Annotated in this window: 19 protein-coding genes; 5 read left to right on the forward strand and 14 right to left on the reverse strand. The window is 64.0% G+C overall.

Translation table 11 applies throughout. The features are described 5' to 3' along the window. Nucleotides 1-3: 3 nt before the first annotated feature. The 3 genes from FHP91_RS05770 to FHP91_RS05780 all read right to left on the reverse strand — a co-directional run bounded on the left by FHP91_RS05770 (nt 4) and on the right by FHP91_RS05780 (nt 2,879). Nucleotides 4-639: an EF-hand domain-containing protein gene (locus FHP91_RS05770; RefSeq protein ID WP_144308695.1), complete on the reverse strand. Its 636-nt coding sequence runs from the start codon at nt 637-639 to the stop codon at nt 4-6. Between the two features lie 172 nt (nt 640-811). After that, nucleotides 812-2,146, reverse strand: a complete 1,335-nt coding sequence (locus FHP91_RS05775) for a hypothetical protein (RefSeq protein WP_144308696.1) — start codon at nt 2,144-2,146, stop codon at nt 812-814. A gap of 100 nt (nt 2,147-2,246) precedes the next feature. Further along, nucleotides 2,247-2,879 carry a MarC family protein gene (locus FHP91_RS05780; RefSeq protein WP_144308697.1) on the reverse strand — a complete coding sequence of 211 codons (633 nt, stop codon included), beginning with the start codon at nt 2,877-2,879 and terminating at the stop codon, nt 2,247-2,249. Nucleotides 2,880-3,008: 129 nt separating this feature from the next. Here FHP91_RS05780 and FHP91_RS05785 point away from each other — a divergent pair, with 129 nt between their 5' ends. Together FHP91_RS05785 and FHP91_RS05790 are read left to right on the forward strand one after the other, a co-directional pair. After that, nucleotides 3,009-3,938, forward strand: coding sequence for a bestrophin family protein (locus tag FHP91_RS05785; RefSeq protein ID WP_246116229.1), 930 nt, complete (start codon nt 3,009-3,011; stop codon nt 3,936-3,938). A gap of 42 nt (nt 3,939-3,980) precedes the next feature. Continuing rightward, the gene (locus FHP91_RS05790; RefSeq protein ID WP_144308698.1) at nt 3,981-4,433 is read left to right on the forward strand and encodes a MaoC family dehydratase; all 453 of its coding nucleotides are present in this window, start codon (nt 3,981-3,983) and stop codon (nt 4,431-4,433) included. A gap of 6 nt (nt 4,434-4,439) precedes the next feature. On the opposite strand, the gene FHP91_RS05795 is transcribed toward FHP91_RS05790, so the two are convergent. From FHP91_RS05795 to FHP91_RS05815, 5 genes are all read right to left on the reverse strand, one after another. Then, nucleotides 4,440-4,799, reverse strand: coding sequence for a hypothetical protein (locus FHP91_RS05795; protein WP_186300267.1), 360 nt, complete (start codon nt 4,797-4,799; stop codon nt 4,440-4,442). Nucleotides 4,800-4,881: 82 nt separating this feature from the next. Next, a complete protein-coding gene (locus tag FHP91_RS05800; RefSeq protein WP_144308699.1) occupies nt 4,882-7,767 on the reverse strand; it encodes a valine--tRNA ligase in 2,886 nt (961 codons plus the stop codon). 84 nt (nt 7,768-7,851) lie between these two features. After that, nucleotides 7,852-8,271: a hypothetical protein gene (locus tag FHP91_RS05805; RefSeq protein WP_144308700.1), complete on the reverse strand. Its 420-nt coding sequence runs from the start codon at nt 8,269-8,271 to the stop codon at nt 7,852-7,854. A 1-nt stretch (nt 8,272) separates the two neighbouring features. Next, the gene (locus tag FHP91_RS05810) at nt 8,273-8,701 is read right to left on the reverse strand and encodes a DNA polymerase III subunit chi (RefSeq protein WP_144308701.1); all 429 of its coding nucleotides are present in this window, start codon (nt 8,699-8,701) and stop codon (nt 8,273-8,275) included. Nucleotides 8,702-8,708: 7 nt separating this feature from the next. After that, entirely contained in the window at nt 8,709-10,202 is a 1,494-nt protein-coding gene (locus FHP91_RS05815; RefSeq protein WP_144308702.1) for a leucyl aminopeptidase, read from the reverse strand. Between the two features lie 104 nt (nt 10,203-10,306). Between FHP91_RS05815 and lptF the strand changes: the two genes are divergently transcribed. Both lptF and lptG read left to right on the forward strand, forming a co-directional pair. Further along, nucleotides 10,307-11,389, forward strand: coding sequence for an LPS export ABC transporter permease LptF (lptF, locus tag FHP91_RS05820; protein ID WP_144308703.1), 1,083 nt, complete (start codon nt 10,307-10,309; stop codon nt 11,387-11,389). After that, nucleotides 11,386-12,462: an LPS export ABC transporter permease LptG gene (lptG, locus tag FHP91_RS05825; protein ID WP_144308704.1), complete on the forward strand. Its 1,077-nt coding sequence runs from the start codon at nt 11,386-11,388 to the stop codon at nt 12,460-12,462. The genes lptF and lptG overlap by 4 nt, the downstream gene beginning before the upstream one ends. A gap of 79 nt (nt 12,463-12,541) precedes the next feature. Here lptG and rplS read toward each other — a convergent pair whose 3' ends face one another. The 5 genes from rplS to pyrF all read right to left on the reverse strand — a co-directional run bounded on the left by rplS (nt 12,542) and on the right by pyrF (nt 15,383). Then, the gene (gene rplS, locus FHP91_RS05830) at nt 12,542-12,913 is read right to left on the reverse strand and encodes a 50S ribosomal protein L19 (RefSeq protein WP_144176426.1); all 372 of its coding nucleotides are present in this window, start codon (nt 12,911-12,913) and stop codon (nt 12,542-12,544) included. 79 nt (nt 12,914-12,992) lie between these two features. Continuing rightward, the gene (trmD, locus tag FHP91_RS05835; RefSeq protein WP_144308705.1) at nt 12,993-13,838 is read right to left on the reverse strand and encodes a tRNA (guanosine(37)-N1)-methyltransferase TrmD; all 846 of its coding nucleotides are present in this window, start codon (nt 13,836-13,838) and stop codon (nt 12,993-12,995) included. Beyond that, nucleotides 13,786-14,292, reverse strand: coding sequence for a ribosome maturation factor RimM (gene rimM, locus FHP91_RS05840; protein ID WP_144308706.1), 507 nt, complete (start codon nt 14,290-14,292; stop codon nt 13,786-13,788). Before rimM ends, trmD begins: the two co-directional genes overlap by 53 nt. 23 nt (nt 14,293-14,315) lie before the next feature. Next, the gene (gene rpsP, locus FHP91_RS05845; RefSeq protein ID WP_144176423.1) at nt 14,316-14,564 is read right to left on the reverse strand and encodes a 30S ribosomal protein S16; all 249 of its coding nucleotides are present in this window, start codon (nt 14,562-14,564) and stop codon (nt 14,316-14,318) included. 81 nt (nt 14,565-14,645) lie between these two features. Then, nucleotides 14,646-15,383: an orotidine-5'-phosphate decarboxylase gene (gene pyrF / locus FHP91_RS05850; RefSeq protein ID WP_144308707.1), complete on the reverse strand. Its 738-nt coding sequence runs from the start codon at nt 15,381-15,383 to the stop codon at nt 14,646-14,648. A 383-nt stretch (nt 15,384-15,766) separates the two neighbouring features. Here pyrF and FHP91_RS05855 point away from each other — a divergent pair, with 383 nt between their 5' ends. Then, entirely contained in the window at nt 15,767-17,278 is a 1,512-nt protein-coding gene (locus FHP91_RS05855; RefSeq protein ID WP_144308708.1) for a hypothetical protein, read from the forward strand. Here the strand turns inward: FHP91_RS05855 and FHP91_RS05860 are convergent. Beyond that, entirely contained in the window at nt 17,266-18,489 is a 1,224-nt protein-coding gene (locus FHP91_RS05860) for a YihY family inner membrane protein (protein ID WP_246116230.1), read from the reverse strand. The two genes, FHP91_RS05855 and FHP91_RS05860, sit on opposite strands and share 13 nt — an antisense overlap. Between the last annotated feature and the right edge of the window lie 79 nt (nt 18,490-18,568).

Raw genomic sequence — 18,568 nt, forward strand, 5'->3', positions numbered from 1 at the left:
GCGTCACTGTGCGGGCGGAGCAGGTCGGCGGCTTTGCTGGTGGGCAGCGAATTCCGCCTGGCTGATCGCACCATCGCCGTCGGTATCCATCTCAGAAAAGGCTGGCATATTGGCCAAGCCCCGCATCTGGTAGCCCTGCTGAGCGCGCTCGCCTATGCGCTGGTTGCGCGCCTGGGTGAGTTCGTCGGGCAGGATCCTGCCGTCACCGTTCAGATCGAAATCGGCAAATGCGGGCTGGTTCTGGCCCATGCCACCGCCCGGCCCCATGCCTGCACCCGGTCCGCGACCGCCACCCGGTCCCATCCCGCCACCGGGACGGTTCTGGAACTGCATGGCCTGACCGGCCGCCAACTCAGACGGACTCAGGCTGCCGTCGCCGTTGGTGTCGAGGCTGTTGAACGCGGGCGCGTTGGCAGCGCCACGCATGGGCCGGCCCTCGGCCGCCGCGGCCGCCTGCCGACTGGCGCGGAAGGCGTTGAATTCGGCCTCGGTGACCGCGCCGTCGCCATTCTGGTCATAGGCTGCGAACGGTGCCGGGCCCCGCGGTGGCGGGGTTTGTGCGTGAGCGGGCAGCGCGAAAGATAGGCTGATTGCCGCGGCGAGCAGTGCTGTTGAGAGCAGGGAATATCGTGGTCGCATGATTCACCTCCACAGATTGCGTCTGACGCCCGATACACCGGGCGAGACAAGGAGCGTCGCACTACCGCGGGCGATTGGCGCCGAGGCAGTGGGTTCATGTCTATCTTCGCGCGATGGGCGGTGCACTCGTTGCGCTGGATCAACCGATTGGCATTTTCCGACCGGCGGGCGTTCAGGGGGTGAAACTGCGCCGATCGGGGCCGGTTGCGCGGGCGACGAGGATGTCGCGTTCGGCGGTGAACAACACATTTGACATGGCGAACGCGAGGCGCGGATTGCGGCCGACGGCACGGAAGATTTCCTCGCGCCTCTGGGCGACTTGCTGCAGCGCGGGCCCGGTATAGCGAAACACCACCTTGTCGCCACGCTGGTAGGCGGCGGCATCGCCTTCGAGAAATTCGATTTCGCCGGCCACGCGTAAACGGCGCTCGCCCTTTTCGGTGTGCACCGTTTGTTCGGCAATCAGTTCGACTGGTCCGCCCGGTTCGCGTTGGCGCATCGCCAATGCGTGCCAGTGGTCGGTCGTGTCGGCAGTAGAGAACTGTCCGCCGACGAGCTCGCCGTTGAGGTAAATCTGGTGATCGATCAGCGCGTTGGCGGCGCGCCGGCGAAACGCGCCCAGCGTGTCGCGGGTGTAGATGCTGGCGGCGTCGAGCTGGACAAGTTGCACTTCAAGCGTGTCGCCGGGCTGGATGTTGAGTGTGTCGAGGTTCTTCTTCAACGAAGCCAGCTTGTAGCCGTAGTTCACTGTGTCGGCGGCGAAACTTTCACTGCCCAGATAGGCGCGCAGGGTGTCCAGCACCTTGGTGGCGGCAGGCGCCGTGTTGCCCAGGTGCGGGGCGGTCTTGGCGAGCGGGGGCAAGACATCGTCGCCCAGCTTGGCGACGGCGATGGCGCCGAAGATCAACGCCACCATCACCGCCTTGCCCAGCTTGATCAGGCAGCCCGGCGGCGGATGCGGGACGGCGACAGGGCCACGGCGTCGCCATAGCCACAGGCCAAGGCCGGCGAAAGGCAGGAGCATGACGCTGCTGGCGATCAGCATACCGAGCGTGTCATGCGGATGCTTGCCGTGGGTGATGCAGGGCAGCGCCGGGCTGGTGGGGAGACTGGTTTTTGTCAGTTTGCCGCAACTGCTGTCGTGCATGCCAAGAATGTCGACCCGCCGCAGGGCGTCGGAGCTGGCCGGCGGCTGGAGCAGCCCGGCCATTGTGCCGGCCGGCATGATGGCAATGAAGCTGGGGTGGGCGGAGGCGGTGCCGTCGGCCGCGATGGCAAAGACGGGGACGTAGTCGGCGTGTGAGACACGTTGGGGCAGGTACGGCCCATCCAGAGCGATCGTGCCGCCATGGACAGCGAGGTAATCGTGCTGGCGGACATCTGCACTGGCGAGTTGCCCGGCGGTCGTGGTCAGCAACGTCTTGTTCTGCGTGAGCTCCACGCCCAAGACCAGCGCGAATAGCGCGAGCGGGATCACCATCAGGCAGACGGCCAGAAACTTTCTCAACAGAATCCTCCAAAGGTCGGCGGCTGCGCCCTGGCACCGGCCACGCGACACCCGCGTCATGACGGACGCGTTCTTTGGAGGATAGACGACCGGACGGCGCTTAGCCGAGCAGGCCGGGGAAGAGGGTGGTGAGGCCGTCGGCCATGACTTCGACGGCAATCGCCGCCAGGATCAGGCCCATCAGGCGGGTCATGACGTTGATGCCGGTCTGGCCGAGGAAGCGGCCGATGCGCTCGGCGGCTGAAAACACGGCGAGCGTGACCAGGCCGACGATGACGCCGTAGAGCACCAGCACGCCAAGCTCCCACCATTTCACGGTTTTTTCGGCATAGATCACCATCGTCGAGATGGTGGCCGGGCCGGTGAGCAGCGGGATGGTGAGTGGCACGACGGCAATGCTCGACCCCGCGTCGGCGCGGTGGGCGCCTTCGTCGATGTCTTGCGGTTTGGATTCGGCCGGTTCGGCGCCGAGCATCTGGATGGCGCTCATCAGCAGAAGCAGGCCACCGCCCACCTGGAAAGAGGCCAGCGAAATGCCGAAGAAACCGATGATCTGCAAACCCAGCAGGGCGCTGAGCGAGATCACAACAAAAGCCGAGAACGCTGCGACCCGCGCCGTCTGGGTGCGGTGGCGTTCCGAAAAGCTGCGTGTGAAGTGGATGAAGAAGGGCACCACGCCGATCGGATTGACGATAGCGAGCAGCGTAATGAGGGGTTTGAGAAGCGATTCCATGAGAGGCGGATGTTGGCATTGAACCGGCGTGCGGGCAAGCGGCCGTTACCCTGTCCTGCTGTCGCCAGGCGCCGTGGCGGGATTTTTTTCGCCAGTTGTGACAGTATGCCGTTCCTCCGCACAATTGCCATGGATCAAGTTTTTGCCATGATCGTACGAAAGCGCCAGAACGCGTTGGCGTTGTTGTTTGCCCTGCAAGGTTCGGTGTTGCCGCGCATTTTTCCGCAGGTGCTGTGTGCAGGCATGTTCGGCCTCATGGTCGCCGCGGTGCACAGCAGCCACTTTGCCAATGTCGCGCAATACACCACCAGCCCCTTTACCCTCCTCGGCATTGCGTTGTCGCTTTTTCTCGGCTTTCGTAACAACGCGGCCTACGATCGGTGGTGGGAGGCACGCAAGCAATGGGGCCGGATGGTCTATGAAGTGCGCAGCCTGGTTCGGGTGAGCGAGGCGCTGTTGGGTGCGACGCATCCCGAGCGGCGCGAACTGCTGGTGTGGCTGTCGGCCTTCGGGCATGCCCTGAGGGGCGGTCTGCGTGAGCGCGATGTACGTGATGAGGTGGCAGCGGTGCTGGGTGAAGCGCGCGCCGCCAATGCGCTGGCCGCGCAGAACCCCGCGGACTATTGTTTGCGGGAAGCGGGGCGTTCGCTCGGTCGCTGCTTTGAGGCCGGTTGCATCGATGGCCAGGGGCTGCGGATTCTCGATGAGCGGCTGACCGGGCTGGCTGAGGTGCAGGCTGCCTCTGAGCGGATTTGCCGCACGCCGCTGCCGTATGCCTATACCTTGCTGGTGCATCGCACCGCCTATCTGTATTGCTATCTGTTGCCCTTCGGCCTGGTGGGGTCGATGGGCTGGTTTACGCCCTTGTTTACCGCGATCGTGGCCTACACTTTCTTTGGCCTCGACGCCTTGGCCGAGGAGCTCGAGCAACCGTTCGGCGAGACGGCCAATGCCTTGTCGCTCGACGCGATTTGCCGCACTGTCGACATCTCGATCGCCGAGGCGCTCGACGAGCCGGTGCCGGAACCGCTGGCGCCGGTCGATCACATTCTGCTTTAGCGGCCCGCCACCGGACGGAGGGGCCTTGCCGGAGGTTTTCTGATGACAGAAGCGCGCTATCTGGATGACTTCTCTGTCGGTGAGCGCTTCTGCTCGCCCGGTTTCACGCTGACCGAAGCGGCGATCATCGACTTCGCCAGCCAGTACGACCCGCAGGCCTTTCACCTGGATGTGAACGCGGCGGCCGAGTCGCTCTATGGCGGGCTGATCGCCAGCGGCTTCCAGACGCTGTCGCTGTCTTTCCGGCTGTTCATCCAGAGCGGTCTGCTGGCCGCGTGCAGCATGGGCTCGCCGGGCATCGATGAGCTGCGCTGGCTGGCGCCGGTGCGCCCGGGCGACACACTGCATACCGAAGTGGCGGTGCTTGAGGTGACGCCGTCGCGCTCAAAGCCCGATCGCGGCATTCTCAAGTTGAAGTATGTGGCGGTGAATCAGCACGGCGACACGGTGCTGACGTATCTGGTGAACCACTTCGTGAAGCGGCGCGTTGGCTAAGCCCCGCTAGGCGGTCATCAGAACGACCGCCAGCCCGAGCAACGCAGCGATGGCCAGGCCGAGTGCCCATTGGGTGTTGCGCTTCTGGCGGTCGAGCGTGGCGACGAGGCGTTCGTTCTGTTCGGCGAGCTGGGCGATGAGTTCGGAGCGTTGTTCCGCTTCCTGCGTCAGGTCGGCCATGCAGCGTTCCAGGGCCGCCAGCCGGGCGACCGGGTCGTCGATGACGGTATCAGGCGCGGCCTGGGCTTCGTCGCGCGCCTTGGTGCGCTTCCACAGATCGCGCGCGCCACGGGCAATGCCGGGGGCGGCGGCGATGACCTCTGTCCAGGGGATGATTTTGGCGGCGGCGAGCCAGGGGATCGGCATGCGTTGATCTCGTCAAGTTGATGCTAGTCCGACCGCAGAAAAACGCCCCGGTTCCGGCAGGTGCCAGAACCGGGGATGGGACTCAGGCGGCGGGTAGCTTGTCTAGCTGCGGCTTGAGCTTGGCGACGGTGTCGCGGAAGCCGGCCAGACGGGCGCGTTCCTGATCCACCACGGCGGCCGGGGCGCGGGCCACGAAGCTCTCGTTGGCGAGCTTGCCTTCGGCCTTGGTGATCTCGCCTTCGAGGCGGGTGATCTCCTTGGTGAGGCGCTCGCGTTCGGCGGCGATGTCGATCTCGACCTTGAGCATCAGCCGGAAGTCGCCGGCCACGGCGACCGGGGCCAGCTCATCGGCGCTGATGTCGGTGACGACCTGAACCTCCGACAGCTTGGCCAGCCCGGCGAGGTAGGGCGCGTAGGCAGTCAGCGTGTCGGTGTTGCCGGCGGCGATCAGCGGCATGCGCTGGGCGGGGGAGATGTTCATCTCACCGCGCAGGTTGCGGCAGGCGTAGATCATGCCCTTGAGCTCGGCCACTTTCGCTTCGGCGGCTTCGTCAATGCGGCTGAGGTCGGCCTGCGGGTAGCGGGCGAGCATGAGCGACTCGGTATCGCGGCGCTTGGCCATGGGCGCCACGGTCTGCCACAGCTCTTCGGTGATGAAGGGCATCACCGGGTGCGCCAGGCGCAGCACGGTTTCGAGCACGCGCAGCAGGGTGCGACGGGTGGCGCGCTGCTGGGCCTCCGAGTTTGCCAACTGAGCGGTCTGGATCTGCACCTTGGCGAGCTCCAGATACCAGTCGCAGTACTCGTCCCAGACGAATTCGTAGATGGCCTTGGAGAGCAGATCGAAGCGGTAGTCGGCGAAGTGCTGGGCGATCTCGGCTTCGGTGCGCTGCAGCTTGGAGACGATCCAGCGGTCGGCAAAGGAGAAATCGAGCACGCTGGCGTCGCAGGCGATGTCAGTGCCCAGACCGCAATCCTGGTCCTGGGTGTTCATCAGCACGAAACGGGTGGCGTTCCACAGCTTGTTGCAGAAGTTGCGGTAGCCCTCGCAGCGGGCGAGGTCGAATTTGATGTCGCGGCCCGGGCTGGCGAGCGAGGCGAAGGTGAAGCGCAGGGCGTCGGTGCCGAAGGCCTGGATGCCTTCGGGGAACTCCTTGCGCGTCTTCTTCTCGATGCTGGCAGCCTGCTTGGGATTCATCAGGCCGAAGGTGCGTTTTTCAACCAGCTTGTCGAGCGAGATGCCGTCGATCAGGTCGATCGGGTCGAGCACATTGCCCTTGGACTTGCTCATCTTCTGGCCTTCCGCGTCGCGGATCAGGCCGTGCACATACACATGCTTGAAGGGGATCTTGCCAGTGATCTGCTGGGTCATCATCACCATGCGGGCGACCCAGAAGAAGATGATGTCGAAGCCGGTAACCAGCACTGTCGAGGGCAGGTAGAGGTCGAGCGCGTCGTTGGATTTGGCCGGCCACTCGGCGGTCCAGTCCAGCGTGGAGAATGGCCACAGGGCGGAGGAGTACCAGGTGTCGAGCACGTCTTCGTCACGCGTGAGCGTGCCGGTGTAGCCGTCGGCCGCAGCCAGCGCGACAGCGTCGGCTTCGTTGCGGGCCACCCATACGCGGCCATCGTCGCTGTACCAGGCAGGGATCTGGTGACCCCACCACAGCTGGCGCGAGATGCACCAGTCCTGGATGTTGTTGAGCCACTGGTTGTAGGTGTTGACCCAGTTCTCGGGGTAGAAGGTGATCTCGCCGGAGGCGACGCAGTCGAGCGCCTTCTGGGTGATGCTCTTGCCGTCATTGCCCGGCTTGGTCATGGCGACGAACCACTGGTCGGTGAGCATCGGCTCGATGACCACATTGGTGCGATCGCCGCGCGGCACTTTCAGCTTGTGCGCCTCGGTTTCGACCAGCGCGCCGGCGGCGTCGAGATCGGCCACCACGGCAGCGCGGGCAGCAAAGCGATCCAGCCCGGCGACGTTGGTCGGCAGGGCGACCGTGCTCTTGGCCTGGCCCTTGGTGTCGAACACTTCGGCGCAGGCCGGCACGGTGCCGTCCAGATTGAGAATGACGATCATGTCCAGGCCGTGACGCTGGCCGACGGCGTAGTCGTTGAAGTCGTGCGCCGGCGTGACCTTGACGCAGCCGGTGCCGAACTCGCGGTCGACATAGTCGTCGGCGATGATCGGGATGTCGCGCTCGGTCAGCGGCAGGCGCACGGTCTTGCCGATGAGGTGGGCGTAGCGCTCGTCTTCCGGGTGCACCATCACGGCGACGTCGCCGAGCATGGTCTCGGGCCGGGTGGTGGCGACGGTCAGGCCAGTCAGCTCGCCGATCGGGCCGTCGGTGAAGGGGTAGCGGATGTGCCACAGCTTGCCGTCTTCTTCTTCCTGCACCACCTCGAGGTCGGACACCGCGGTGCCGAGCTTCGGGTCCCAGTTGACCAGCCGCTTGCCACGGTAGATGAGGCCCTCGTTGAACAGGCGCACGAAGGTTTCGGTGACGGTGACCGACAGGCCCTCGTCCATGGTGAAGCGCTCGCGCTTCCAGTCCGGGCTGGTGCCGAGGCGGCGCATCTGGCCGGTGATGGTGCCGCCGGAGTATTCCTTCCACTCCCACACCTTTTCGAGGAACTTCTCGCGGCCGAGGTCGTGGCGGCTCACGCCCTGCGCGTCGAGCTGGCGTTCGACGACGATCTGCGTCGCGATGCCGGCATGGTCGGTGCCCGGCTGCCACAACGTGTTGTCGCCGCGCATGCGGTGATAGCGGGTGAGCGCATCCATGATGGTCTGGTTGAAACCATGACCCATGTGCAGCGTGCCGGTGACGTTGGGCGGCGGCAGCAGGATGCAGAAGGCGTTTTTGTTGGAGGTGTCGAGGCCGGCGTCAAAATAGCCGCGCGACTCCCAGTCGGGGTACCAGCGGCGTTCGATCTCCGCAGGCTCAAAACTCTTGGCCAGTTCCATGGTGTTCCGTAAGCGTGGCAATGGGGGCGAATCCGCGATTATAGCGGATGGCAGACGTGCTGACCGGCGCTGACGTGGGGGTGATCAGCGATTGCGCGGATCGTTGGCGTCGAGCAGTTCGGAGATTTCTTGCGAGATGTCGGCCAGCAAGGTGGCGCGGGCGCGGGTATGGATTTGATTGAGGATGCGGGTGCGCGCTTGTTCGAGCTCGTCGGCCAGCACTTGCGGCAGCTCGTTGCTCAGCCATTCGTCAATGCGCCGGTTGAGCGTGGCGTCGAGATCAATCAGTTGTTCGACAAAGCCGGCGGCCGGGGCGGGCGCTTCGCGGACGGCGCCGGTGAGCACCGGAATGTCGTCGTCCTCGACCTGCTCGGTGAGTACCGGAATGTCGGTGTCCGGGCCGGGCGCGCGGTGGCGCTGGAGCAGCGCGTCGGCCTTGTCGAGCAGGCGGTCGGCCTCCTCGGTTTCCGGAAGAATGATGAACGGATCCTTGGACTCGAACATGTCAGCTCGCAGCCGTGTTGTGGGCAGAGGGGGTGTGCCCCTCGCTGGCGTAGTGGCGCCAGCGATTGCGGGCGGGTACTTTGAGGGCTTCGTCAGTGCCGACCACTTCGACCACCATCTTGAAGTGCGCGTAGTCGGGCGGAAGTTCGGCGGCGAGGTTGATCAGCACGTCGTAGTGCGGCCAGCCATCCGCTGGCGGGGCGTCACCCAGGGTGATCGGGGTCTCGGCGGCCAGTGGCGAGCTGAAGTGCGTATGCGGTAAAAAGTCGGTGGGCGGACGGGTCCATAACAACTGATCAAGCTGGTGCGCGATGGACTCGTCGGGCAGCAGCACCGACACCTTGCGGCCCGAGCGGAAGGCCCGCACCGCAAGGTGGCAGGTGACGCCGAGCAGGTCCTCGGCGTTGTGATAGAAGTGGATGTCCGTCACGCCGGTCTCAAAGCTGGCCGGCGCGGGCGATCAGGAACTCGGTCAGCAGCGGCACCGGGCGGCCGGTGGCGCCTTTGGCTTCGCCGGAGATCCAGGCCGTGCCGGCGATGTCCAGGTGCGCCCAGGTGTAGGCCTTGGTAAAGCGCGACAGGAAGGCCGCCGCGGTGATGGTGCCGCCGTAGCGCCCGCCGATGTTGGCCATGTCGGCGAAATTGCTCTTGAGCAGTTCCTGGTAGTCGTCCCATAGCGGCAGCTGCCACACGCGGTCGCCGCTGCTCTGGCCGTGATCGGTCAGCTCGCGGGCGAGGGCGTCATCGGTACTCAGCAAGCCGCTGGGGATCTTGCCCAGGGCGACGACGCAGGCGCCGGTGAGCGTGGCGATGTCGATCACGCAGGCCGGTTTGAAGCGCTCGGCATAGGTGAGGGCGTCGCACAGGATGAGGCGGCCTTCGGCGTCGGTATTGAGAATTTCGATGGTCTGGCCGGACAGGGAGGTGACGACGTCGCCCGGCCGGGTGGCATTTCCACCGGGCATGTTCTCGGTAGCCGGCACGACACCGATGACGTTGATCGGCAGGTTCAGCTGGGCAGCTGCCTGCAGCGTGCCGAACACGCTGGCGGCGCCGCACATGTCGTATTTCATCTCGTCCATTTCGGCGGATGGCTTGAGCGAGATGCCGCCGGTGTCGAAAGTGACGCCCTTGCCGACCAGCACGACCGGCGCATCGTCGGCCTTGCCGCCGCGGTGTTCCATGATGATGAACTTGGGCGGCTGCTCTGCGCCCTGAGCGACGGCCAGCAGCGCGCCCATGCCCAGCTTGCTCATCTGCGCCTTGTCGAGCACCGTGACCTTGAGTTTGTGATCCTTGCCGAGCTTCTTGGCCGTGTTGGCCAGATAGCTCGGTGAGCAAACATTGGGCGGCAGGTTGCCCAGGTCTCGGGCCAGCGCCATGCCCTCGGCAATGGCCAAGCCTTGCGCGACGGCCGTGGTCAGCGCCTTGGAGGACTTGCCGGGAATCAGAAACTGGATTTTCTTGATGCCGCGCTTGGCGCTCTCGTCGGCGCCCTTTTTGGGCGCGTCGAAGCGATAGGCTGCTGCCGCAACGACACGCGCGGCCTGACGCAGTCGCCAGGTTAGATCGCGATTGGGGACTTCGGCTTCGGCCAGGCTCACGCTGGCTTCCTTGCCGCGCAGGCCGGCCAGTGCCTTGCCGGCGGCGTTCAGCGCGTCGCGGTAGGCTTTGTCATTGAGTTCCTCCTGCGCGCCCAGGCTGACCACCAGCACGCGCTCGGCGTCGACGCCCGGCAGCAAGGGCAGCAGCATGGTGGCGCCGGCCTTGTCGTCGAGGTCGCCACGCGCAAGAAGCGCACTGAGCACGCCGCCGCTGGCTTGATCCACTGCTTCGGCTGAAGGCGTCAGACGCGTCTCAGCGTAGGCGCCGACGACGATGCAGGCGCGCTTGAGTTTTTCAGGGGATCCGGTCTTTATGGTAAATTCCACGGGCTATTCCTTTAAGACGACGTCTCGGTCAGGGTGGCAACGATTATGGCCTCTCCGCAATACGCCGTCAAAATGCACCCCATCATTCAACCGTCATTAGCGCAATGATCTTTCTGCGCGCCGCTCAGCGAGAATTCGCCAACACCGCCATGGCGGTGTTCGTCGCCCTGTTCGCCATTTTGGTGACCACGGTGCTGATCCGCCTGCTCGGACAGGCGGCGGGTGGGCGTGTGCCGTCCGATGCCGTGCTGGCGCTGATCGGCTTTGGCGCCCTGGCGCAATTGCCGATCGTGCTGTCCTTGACGGTCTTCATCGCCGTTTTGATGAGCTTGTCCCGCAGCTATCGCGACTCCGAGATGGTGGTGTGGTTCGCCGCGGGCGTGCCGCTGACCCGCTGGATCTCGCCCGTGCTGCGCTTTGCCGTGCCGGTGGCGGTGGTGATCGCTGGCGTCACGCTGGTGCTGGCGCCCTGGGCGCAGTACAAGAGCGTGGAATACAAGGAACGGCTGAATAATCAGGACGATGCCGCGCGGGTCGCGCCGGGTGTTTTTCGTGAGTCGGCGGGGGCGCGGCGGGTGTTTTTCGTCGAAGTCGGCGCGGGCGAGGACGGGCGTGTGCGCAACGTGTTCGTTAGCTCGGTGCAGGACGGCAAGCTGGGGGTGATGGTGGCCGAAGAGGGTTACCTGCGCACCGGCGAAAACGGTGAGCGCTTTGTGGTGCTTGAACGTGGCCGGCGTTATGACGGCACGCCGGGCTCGCCCGACTATCGGGTGATGCGTTTCGACCGCTATACCCTGCAGATGGCCGCACAAGGCGCCACCGATGTGCCGGTGCGCAATCGCATGCTGCCGCTCAAGACGCTGCTGGATGACCCGAATCCGGCCAACCTCGGCGAGCTGGCCTCGCGGGTGGGCCTGCCGGTGGCCTCCTTGATTCTGGCCCTGCTGGCGATTCCGCTGTCGTTTGTGAACCCACGGGCCGGGCGTACCAATAATCTGATCGTGGCGATTCTGACCTATCTCATCTATAGCAATGCCATCAGTGTGAGTCAGGCCTGGATTGCCCAGGGCAAGGTGAGCTTTTTGGTCGGCGCCATGGCGCCGCATCTGGTGATGGTGGCGGTGCTGGCCGCGTTGTTCTATCGCCGTCTGGCGGTGTACTCGATCTGGCGGAGGCGGCGGGCCTGATGCGTATTCTTCGCCGCTATCTCGCACGGGAAATCATCGGCGCCACCTTCATGGTGCTGCTGGCTTTCCTTGGCCTGTTCGCCTTCTTCGACTTCATCAATGAACTCGATTCGATCGGCAAGGACGGCTATCAGGTGCATCACGCGCTGATCTACGTGGCCCTGATTCTGCCGGGCCGGGTGTACGAATTGATGCCGATTGCCGTGCTGATCGGCAGCCTGTTTGCCCTGACCACCTTGGCGCGACACTCGGAGATCACGGTCATGCGGGCCTCTGGACTGTCGACGTCCCGCCTGCTGCGCGAGTTGTCACTGATCGGTGTGCTTTTCGTCGTGCTGACTTTTGTGTTTGGCGAATATGTCGCGCCGCCCGCCGAAAAGGCCGCACAGCAATGGCGACTGACCGCCACCGGATCGACCGTGTCGAACGAGTTGCGCTCGGGGCTGTGGGTGCGGGATGGTCATCGCTTCATCAACGTGCAGTCACTGACGCCGCAGCGCGAGTTGCAGGGCATCCGCATCTATGAGTTTGACGACAAGCTCACGCTGCGGACCATCAGCGACGCCAAGCATGGCCTGTTTGTCGAGGGTGTCGGCTGGCGCCTGACCGACATCGCGCAGACCATTTTCGAGGCCGATCGCACCCGGGTGGCGACGCTCGACGAGTTGTCGTGGGCGTCCGAGCTCACGCCCGAAGTGCTCAGTGTGCTGATGGTGACACCCGAGCGCATGTCGGTGACGACCTTGTACGCCTATTTGCGCCATCTGATCGACAACAACCAAAAGACCGACCGTTACGAGATCGCCTTGTGGAAGAAGATTGTCTATCCCTTTGCCGTGCTGGTGATGATGGCGCTGGCGCTGCCCTTCGCCTACACCCATGACCGCATGGGTGGCGTCAGTGTGAAAGTGTTCGCCGGCATCATGCTCGGCGTCGCCTTCCATCTGCTCAACGGATTGTTCTCGAACCTGGGCGTGATCAACGCCTGGCCGCCGGCGGTGGCGGCACTGGCGCCGAGTACGCTCTTCCTGATCGCGGCGGCGGTCATGCTGCATGGTGTTGATCGGCGCTGATCGGCGTAGCGCCGTTGGGCCTGACATAAAAAAAACGGGACCGCGAAGGTCCCGTTCTCTTTTCCAGCGACTACCAGGATCAGCCCTTCTTGCGGGTGAGCTTTTCCTTGATACGTGCCGACTTGCCGGTACGACCGCGCAGGTAGTAAAGCTTGGCGCGGCGCACATCGCCACGACGCTTCACTTCAACGCTGGCGACCAGCGGCGAGTAGGTCTGGAACGTGCGCTCAACGCCTTCACCGGACGAAATCTTGCGCACGATGAAGTTGGAGTTGAGACCACGGTTGCGTTTGGCGATAACCACGCCTTCGTATGCCTGAAGACGCTCACGCGTACCTTCCTTGACCTTCACCTGAACCACCACGGTGTCGCCCGGGGCGAAATCGGGGAGGGTCTTGTTTTCGGTCAGGCGAGCAATTTCTTCTTGCTCGAGTTGTTCGATCAGATTCATGTGCGTGACTCCTTGGTCAGTTCGCGATGGCCTGTGGCCTTGCAGGCAGAGCAGGTCGCCACCTGATGCATGCGTTTTTTCATTCGACCTCGTCCGACAGCGTCGGGGAGGCCGCCTCATGATCCTGCTTGAAAGCTTCAAGCAGTTTCATCTCGTCACGGCCCAGCTTGCGCTGAGCCAGCAATTCCGGTCGCCGCAGCCAGGTGCGCCCCAGCGCCATCTTGAGTCGCCAGCGCCGGATCTCGGCGTGGTTTCCCGACAGGAGCACGGGCGGCACGGCCTGGCCGTGGACATCCACCTCGGGGCGGGTGTAGTGCGGGCAATCGAGCAGACCATCAACAAACGAGTCTTCGACTGCCGAGTCCGCATCGTTCAGCGCCCCGGGCAACTGACGGATGATGGCATCGAGCAGCACCATCGCCGGCAGTTCGCCGCCGGACAACACAAAGTCGCCCAGCGATATTTCTTCATCCACACAGTGGTCGATCAAGCGTTGATCAACCCCTTCATAACGCCCGCACAACAGTGTCAGTGTCGGCGTCTGTACCAATTCCATCACCTTGGCGTGATCGAGCGGTCGCCCCTGGGGGGACAGATAGATCACGCGTCCGGCCTGGCCGAGCGCTTCTTGCTGCGCCGTGCCGGCCGCCGCAATGGCCGCTTCCAGTGGCGGCGCCTGCATCACCATGCCGGGGCCACCGCCATAAGGCCGGTCATCCACCGTGCGGTGTACATCGTGCGCAAAGTCGCGCGGATTCCAGCATTGCAGCGCGTAAAGGCTGCGTTCCTGGGCTCGCCGGCTGATGCCACTGCCTGTCAGCGCGGAGAACATCTCCGGAAACAGGGTAATGACGTCGTATCGACGCACCCGCTTACCAATCCTTCTGCCACACGACCCGAATCCGCTTTTCAGCGAGATCGACATCGAGCACATAGGCGGCGACGAAGGGAACGAGATGCTCGTCTTCGCCGTCGGCGATCTGGAGCACATCATGCGCGCCGGCCGAGAGCAGGGAAGTGACGGTGCCCAAGGCTTCGCCCGCTTCGTTCTCAACCTGCAGGCCGATCAGATCGCCCCAGTAGTACTCGTTGCTGTCGGTCGCCGGCATCGCTTCGCGCGGCGCGGCGATGTACTGCCGTGTCAGCGCTTCCGCGCCATTGCGATCGGCGACGCCTTCGAATGCGGCGATCCAGCCTTTTCCGTGCGCCCGGCAACCGGTTAGCTTGTAGGCTTTCCATGCCGGCGCCTCGGCCGTGTCATCTGGCGAGAGCCACCATTGCGGCATCTTTTTCCAGGACAGGGGATCGTCCCCGAAGGGATGAATCTTGACCCAGCCCTGGACGCCAAAAGGGGCGACGATGCGCCCCAGTATGATCATCGGATGCTTTCCGATGTGGCCGTTCAGGCGGCTTTGGCGGCCTGCTTGACCAGACGGGCAACCGTCGGGGACAGCTGGGCGCCGTGTTGCTGCCAGTGCGCCAGGCGCTCGGTGTCGATCACCAGACCCTGAACGGCTTCCGGCGCCATCGGGTTGTAGAAGCCAACGCGCTCGATGAAGCGGCCGTCGCGGCGATTACGCGAATCGGCGGCAACGATGTTGTAAAACGGGCGCTTCTTGGCGCCGCTGCGGGCAAGGCGAATAACCACCATGTTGTGTTCGTCCTGACTAATGAATCGAGAAAAGGGCGGAATTTTAAGCGATTTCCCCAAGGAAAACAATCTCTTTGGGGCTTAGGACGGAAAGACTTCCGCAATTGTTTGCTGAATGGCCCGGGCGGCGGCCAGTGGATCGGCTGCCTGGCGGATCGGGCGACCGACCACGATGTAGTCGGCGCCGTTGCGGAAGGCTTGGGCGACATCAACCGTGCGCTTCTGGTCATCGGCCGGCCGGTTCTCCACCGGGCGGATGCCGGGCGTGACCACCAGCAGGCGATCGCCCAACTCGCGGCGGATCATCGGCGCTTCGAGTCCGGAGGAGACGATGCCGTCGATGCCAGTTTCCAACGCGCGGCGGGCACGGGACAGGACGAGCTCGTCAACATTGCATTGGAAGCCGAGGTCGTCCAGGTCGCCTTGGTCGAGACTGGTCAGCGCGGTGACCGCGAGGACTTTGAGATCGCCCTTGTCCTTGACGGCCGCTTCCATGATCGACTGGTTGCCGTGGATGGTCGCCAGCGTGGCGCCACTGCCGGACAGGGCGCGGATGGCGGAGCGTACGGTTTCAGGCACATCAAAGAATTTCAGGTCGACAAAGACTTTCTTGTCGCGCGCTACCAGCCAGTCCAGCAGATCGAAATAGCCGCTGGTCATGAACAGTTCGAGACCGATCTTGTAGAAGGTGACGCTGTCTTCGAGGCGTTCGACCAGATCGCGGGCGTCGGCGGCGTCGGCGACATCGAGTGCCATGATCAGACGGTCGGCGGGGGTGATGGCCTTGGATGAGCGGTAATCTGGCGTGGATGTTTGCATTGTGATGGCAGTCAATGGGAAAGTAGCACCTATTATCCTAGAAACCGCAGTTGACCGCTTGTGCCCATGAGCAAGGTATTGAACATGCGAACCTTTTCAGCTTCGAGGCCGACCACCGGGTGGGTGATCGCGCTACGCGCCCGATTGCGCGCCTGGCGGGCCTCCTTGCTGCGTTGCGCCTCCTTGCTGCGTGCGGGCTGTGCGTCGTCGCGCCTTGCCAGACAGCCCGCCAGGCGCACACTCGGGCGCGTCCAACTACGGTTTCTAGGATTATCTCGTTTCTTTGGCAATCCGGTCGAGGCGGGAGGCTGGCATTGTGCCAGAACTGGCTGTTTCTTCATTAGAATGGCAAACGAATCGGATCAATGACGAGCCCGCGACTCATGTCAGAACCTCTCATGCAGGATGCCGGACCCGCAGCGTCAGTCCTCGCCTGGTTGGCCGGCGAGCCCGCTGACGACCCGGTCGAGGGCTTGCAGGAGCTGTCGGACAAGCTCGATGAGTTGATGCGCGCCGAGCTGACCCCCGTTCAGTTGCACCGGGGCGTCGAGCTGTTCTTCATGCGCGTGCGCGATGTGCGCGAGGTGCTGGTGCCTCGGCTTGTCGAGCGCGCGCTGCCGCTGCCCTCCAAAATATTCAATGCCGTGAGTCGGCTCGAGTCGATTTGTCTGGTGCTGGCCAAGGGCTATGAGCGGGTGATGGCGGATCTGGGCACCGGCGTGGTGACGCAGCGTCGCCGCCCCGAGGTGTTGGCCACACAGGCATTGACCTTGCTGGGTGACGTGTTGTGGCTGGCCGGCATGAAAGGCGCGACGCCACGGGCGGGTTTGTGGAGCGAGGCGCACCGCATTTTTGGCAATGCCGCGATTACGGCCGGCTCGGCGGCCCTGCCGGCCGAGATTCCGCGCGGTCAGGTGCAAACGGCGTACAAGCGGTTGCTGGCATTGGCCGCGGCACAGCCCGAAGCACTTACCGCGCGCGAGCTTGACTGGACGGTACGCTACCTTGAGCAGTGCGCCTGGCGTTCCGAACTTTCGCCGAATCCGCGTACCGACATTGAAACCTGGGACTACTGGATCGATCCGGCGCAAGATGTTGGCCCCATCGCCATGGTGCGCCGCGCGCCGCCGCCCGTCGATGGCATGCTGTATTTTTCGGCGGCCGAACTGGCGCGGGGCGCCACGGGGCATCTGGAACGCCTGGAAGCCGCGCTCGATGGCGGCGGTGAGGTGGTGCCAGGCGCCGACCTGCCCGAATTGCCCGCTGGCTTGCCGCCGGGCGAGATTTCCAAACTGTTGCGCTGTCTGCGCGAGCGCTGGGCGATGCCGCCGCGTCGTGAGCAGTTGCGGCGGCGTTGCCAGTACGACGTTGAAGTCTGCGTTGGACTGCGGTCGATCTGGAAGCTTAAGCATGCTGGCGAGTCCGCGGCGGACATCGTCAGCTGGCGCGTGTTGAACGAGAGCCCGGGTGGTTACGCAATCATGAGCATCGAGGCCAACACCGGCTCGCTGTCAGCTGGCATGGCGATGGCGGTACGCCGGGCCACGGATAGCGCCTGGTCGATTTGCGTGGTGCGCTGGGTGCGTTCTGACTCGCCCACTCAGGTCGAACTGGGCCTGCAAACCATCAGTTCGGCCGCCACACCCGTGCGGATTGGTTTTCGGGGGGGAGAGGGGCCGGGCGAGATGGTGCCGGCGCTGGTGTTGCCGCCCGTTGCCGCCGTGCGGCGTCACCAGGCCATTCTGGCGCCAGCCGGCGCCTATCGTTCGCGCCGCTTCCTGCTGGTTCATGAGTCAGAGCGCATCTATGTGGCACAAGGCCGCTTGCTGAGTCTCGATATGCAGACCTCCAGCGTCGAGCTGTTCCAGTTCGAATACGATCCTTATCCGCTCTGAGCGGGTGTTTCGTCTGAAAACATGGCAGTAATCGGTACGTCGCCGGTCGCGAGCAGATGGGTGATGCGGCTGTCGATGCGTTTTGCCAGCTCGCCGTCGACTTGCGGGTGGGCGATGCCGGGGCAAAGCGCGAGGTGGCGAACAACGTCCGACAGGGAAATGTCTTCGGCGCGCTTGGCCAGCAGCCAGGCTTCGTCGTCGGACCGGGCAACCCAGCCAAACTCCCGCATCAGTTCGAGCAGGTTTTCGCCAACGGCGGTGGGCTGGCGCGCGGCGCGGTACAAATCGTCGGCGCTGACGGTCTCGCCGCGACGCTGGGCGTGGGTGAGCTGCTCGAGCATCATCAAGGCGCTGTAGGCGGGCGCGCCCGGAAAGTCGGGCAGCGTACGTACGCTCGACGCGTAGGCCGGGAATGTCGCGGCGAGAATGGCGCCGAGCAGGATCACCACCCACGATGCGTATAGCCAGAGCAGGAAAATCGGCAGTGTGGCGAAGGTGCCGTAGATCAGCGTATAGCTCGGAAAGCGCGCGAAATACAGACCCAGCGCGCGTTGCATCAACACAAAGGCCAGCGCCGCCGACATGCCGCCGATGAGTGCGTGCCAGGCATTGACCCGGGTGTTTGGAATGCTGAAGTAGAGAAAGGCGAACAGCAGGCCAAGCAGCAAGACAGGCAGCGTGCGGAACACGATGATGCGTAGCCACTGCGGATCGTTGACCAGACCGAGTGAGGTGCTGATCAGATAACTCGTTGCGGCCAGGCTGGCACCCAGAAACAGCGGGCCAAGCGTCAGTACCACCCAGTAAATGGAAATGCGCGCCATCAGCGGGCGGGATTTGCGCACCCCCCAGATGGTGTTGAGTACCCCGTCGATGGTGAGCATCAGCATCAGGGCGGTGACAATCAGGAACGCGGTGCCGATCAGCGTCAGATTGGCGGCTTTTTGCGAGAACTCCAGGGCGTAGGTCGCGACGATCTGGCCAGCTTTTTCGGGCAAGAGGTTCTGCAGCAGAAAATCGCTCAGGGCCTCGCCAAGATGCGAGAAGCCGGGGAAATTGCTGAACACCGCGATTGTGACCGTGAGCAAGGGCACCAGCGCCAGCAGCGTCGTGAACGTCAGGCTGCCGGCCACTTCCGGGCAGCGCGTATCGACAAAACGCTGAATGAGCAGGCGGGCAAAATCCCGAAGATGAATGAAGAGCTTGGGCAATGCGTTCGGGGCCGGGAGCGGCTTTGGCTATAATCGCGCCATTGTAGGGTCTGTTGCCAATCATTTGGGGACAAAGCGA

Origin of the sequence: Denitromonas halophila (assembly GCF_007625155.1) — a bacterium.
Classification (GTDB): Bacteria; Pseudomonadota; Gammaproteobacteria; order Burkholderiales; family Rhodocyclaceae; genus Nitrogeniibacter; species Nitrogeniibacter halophilus.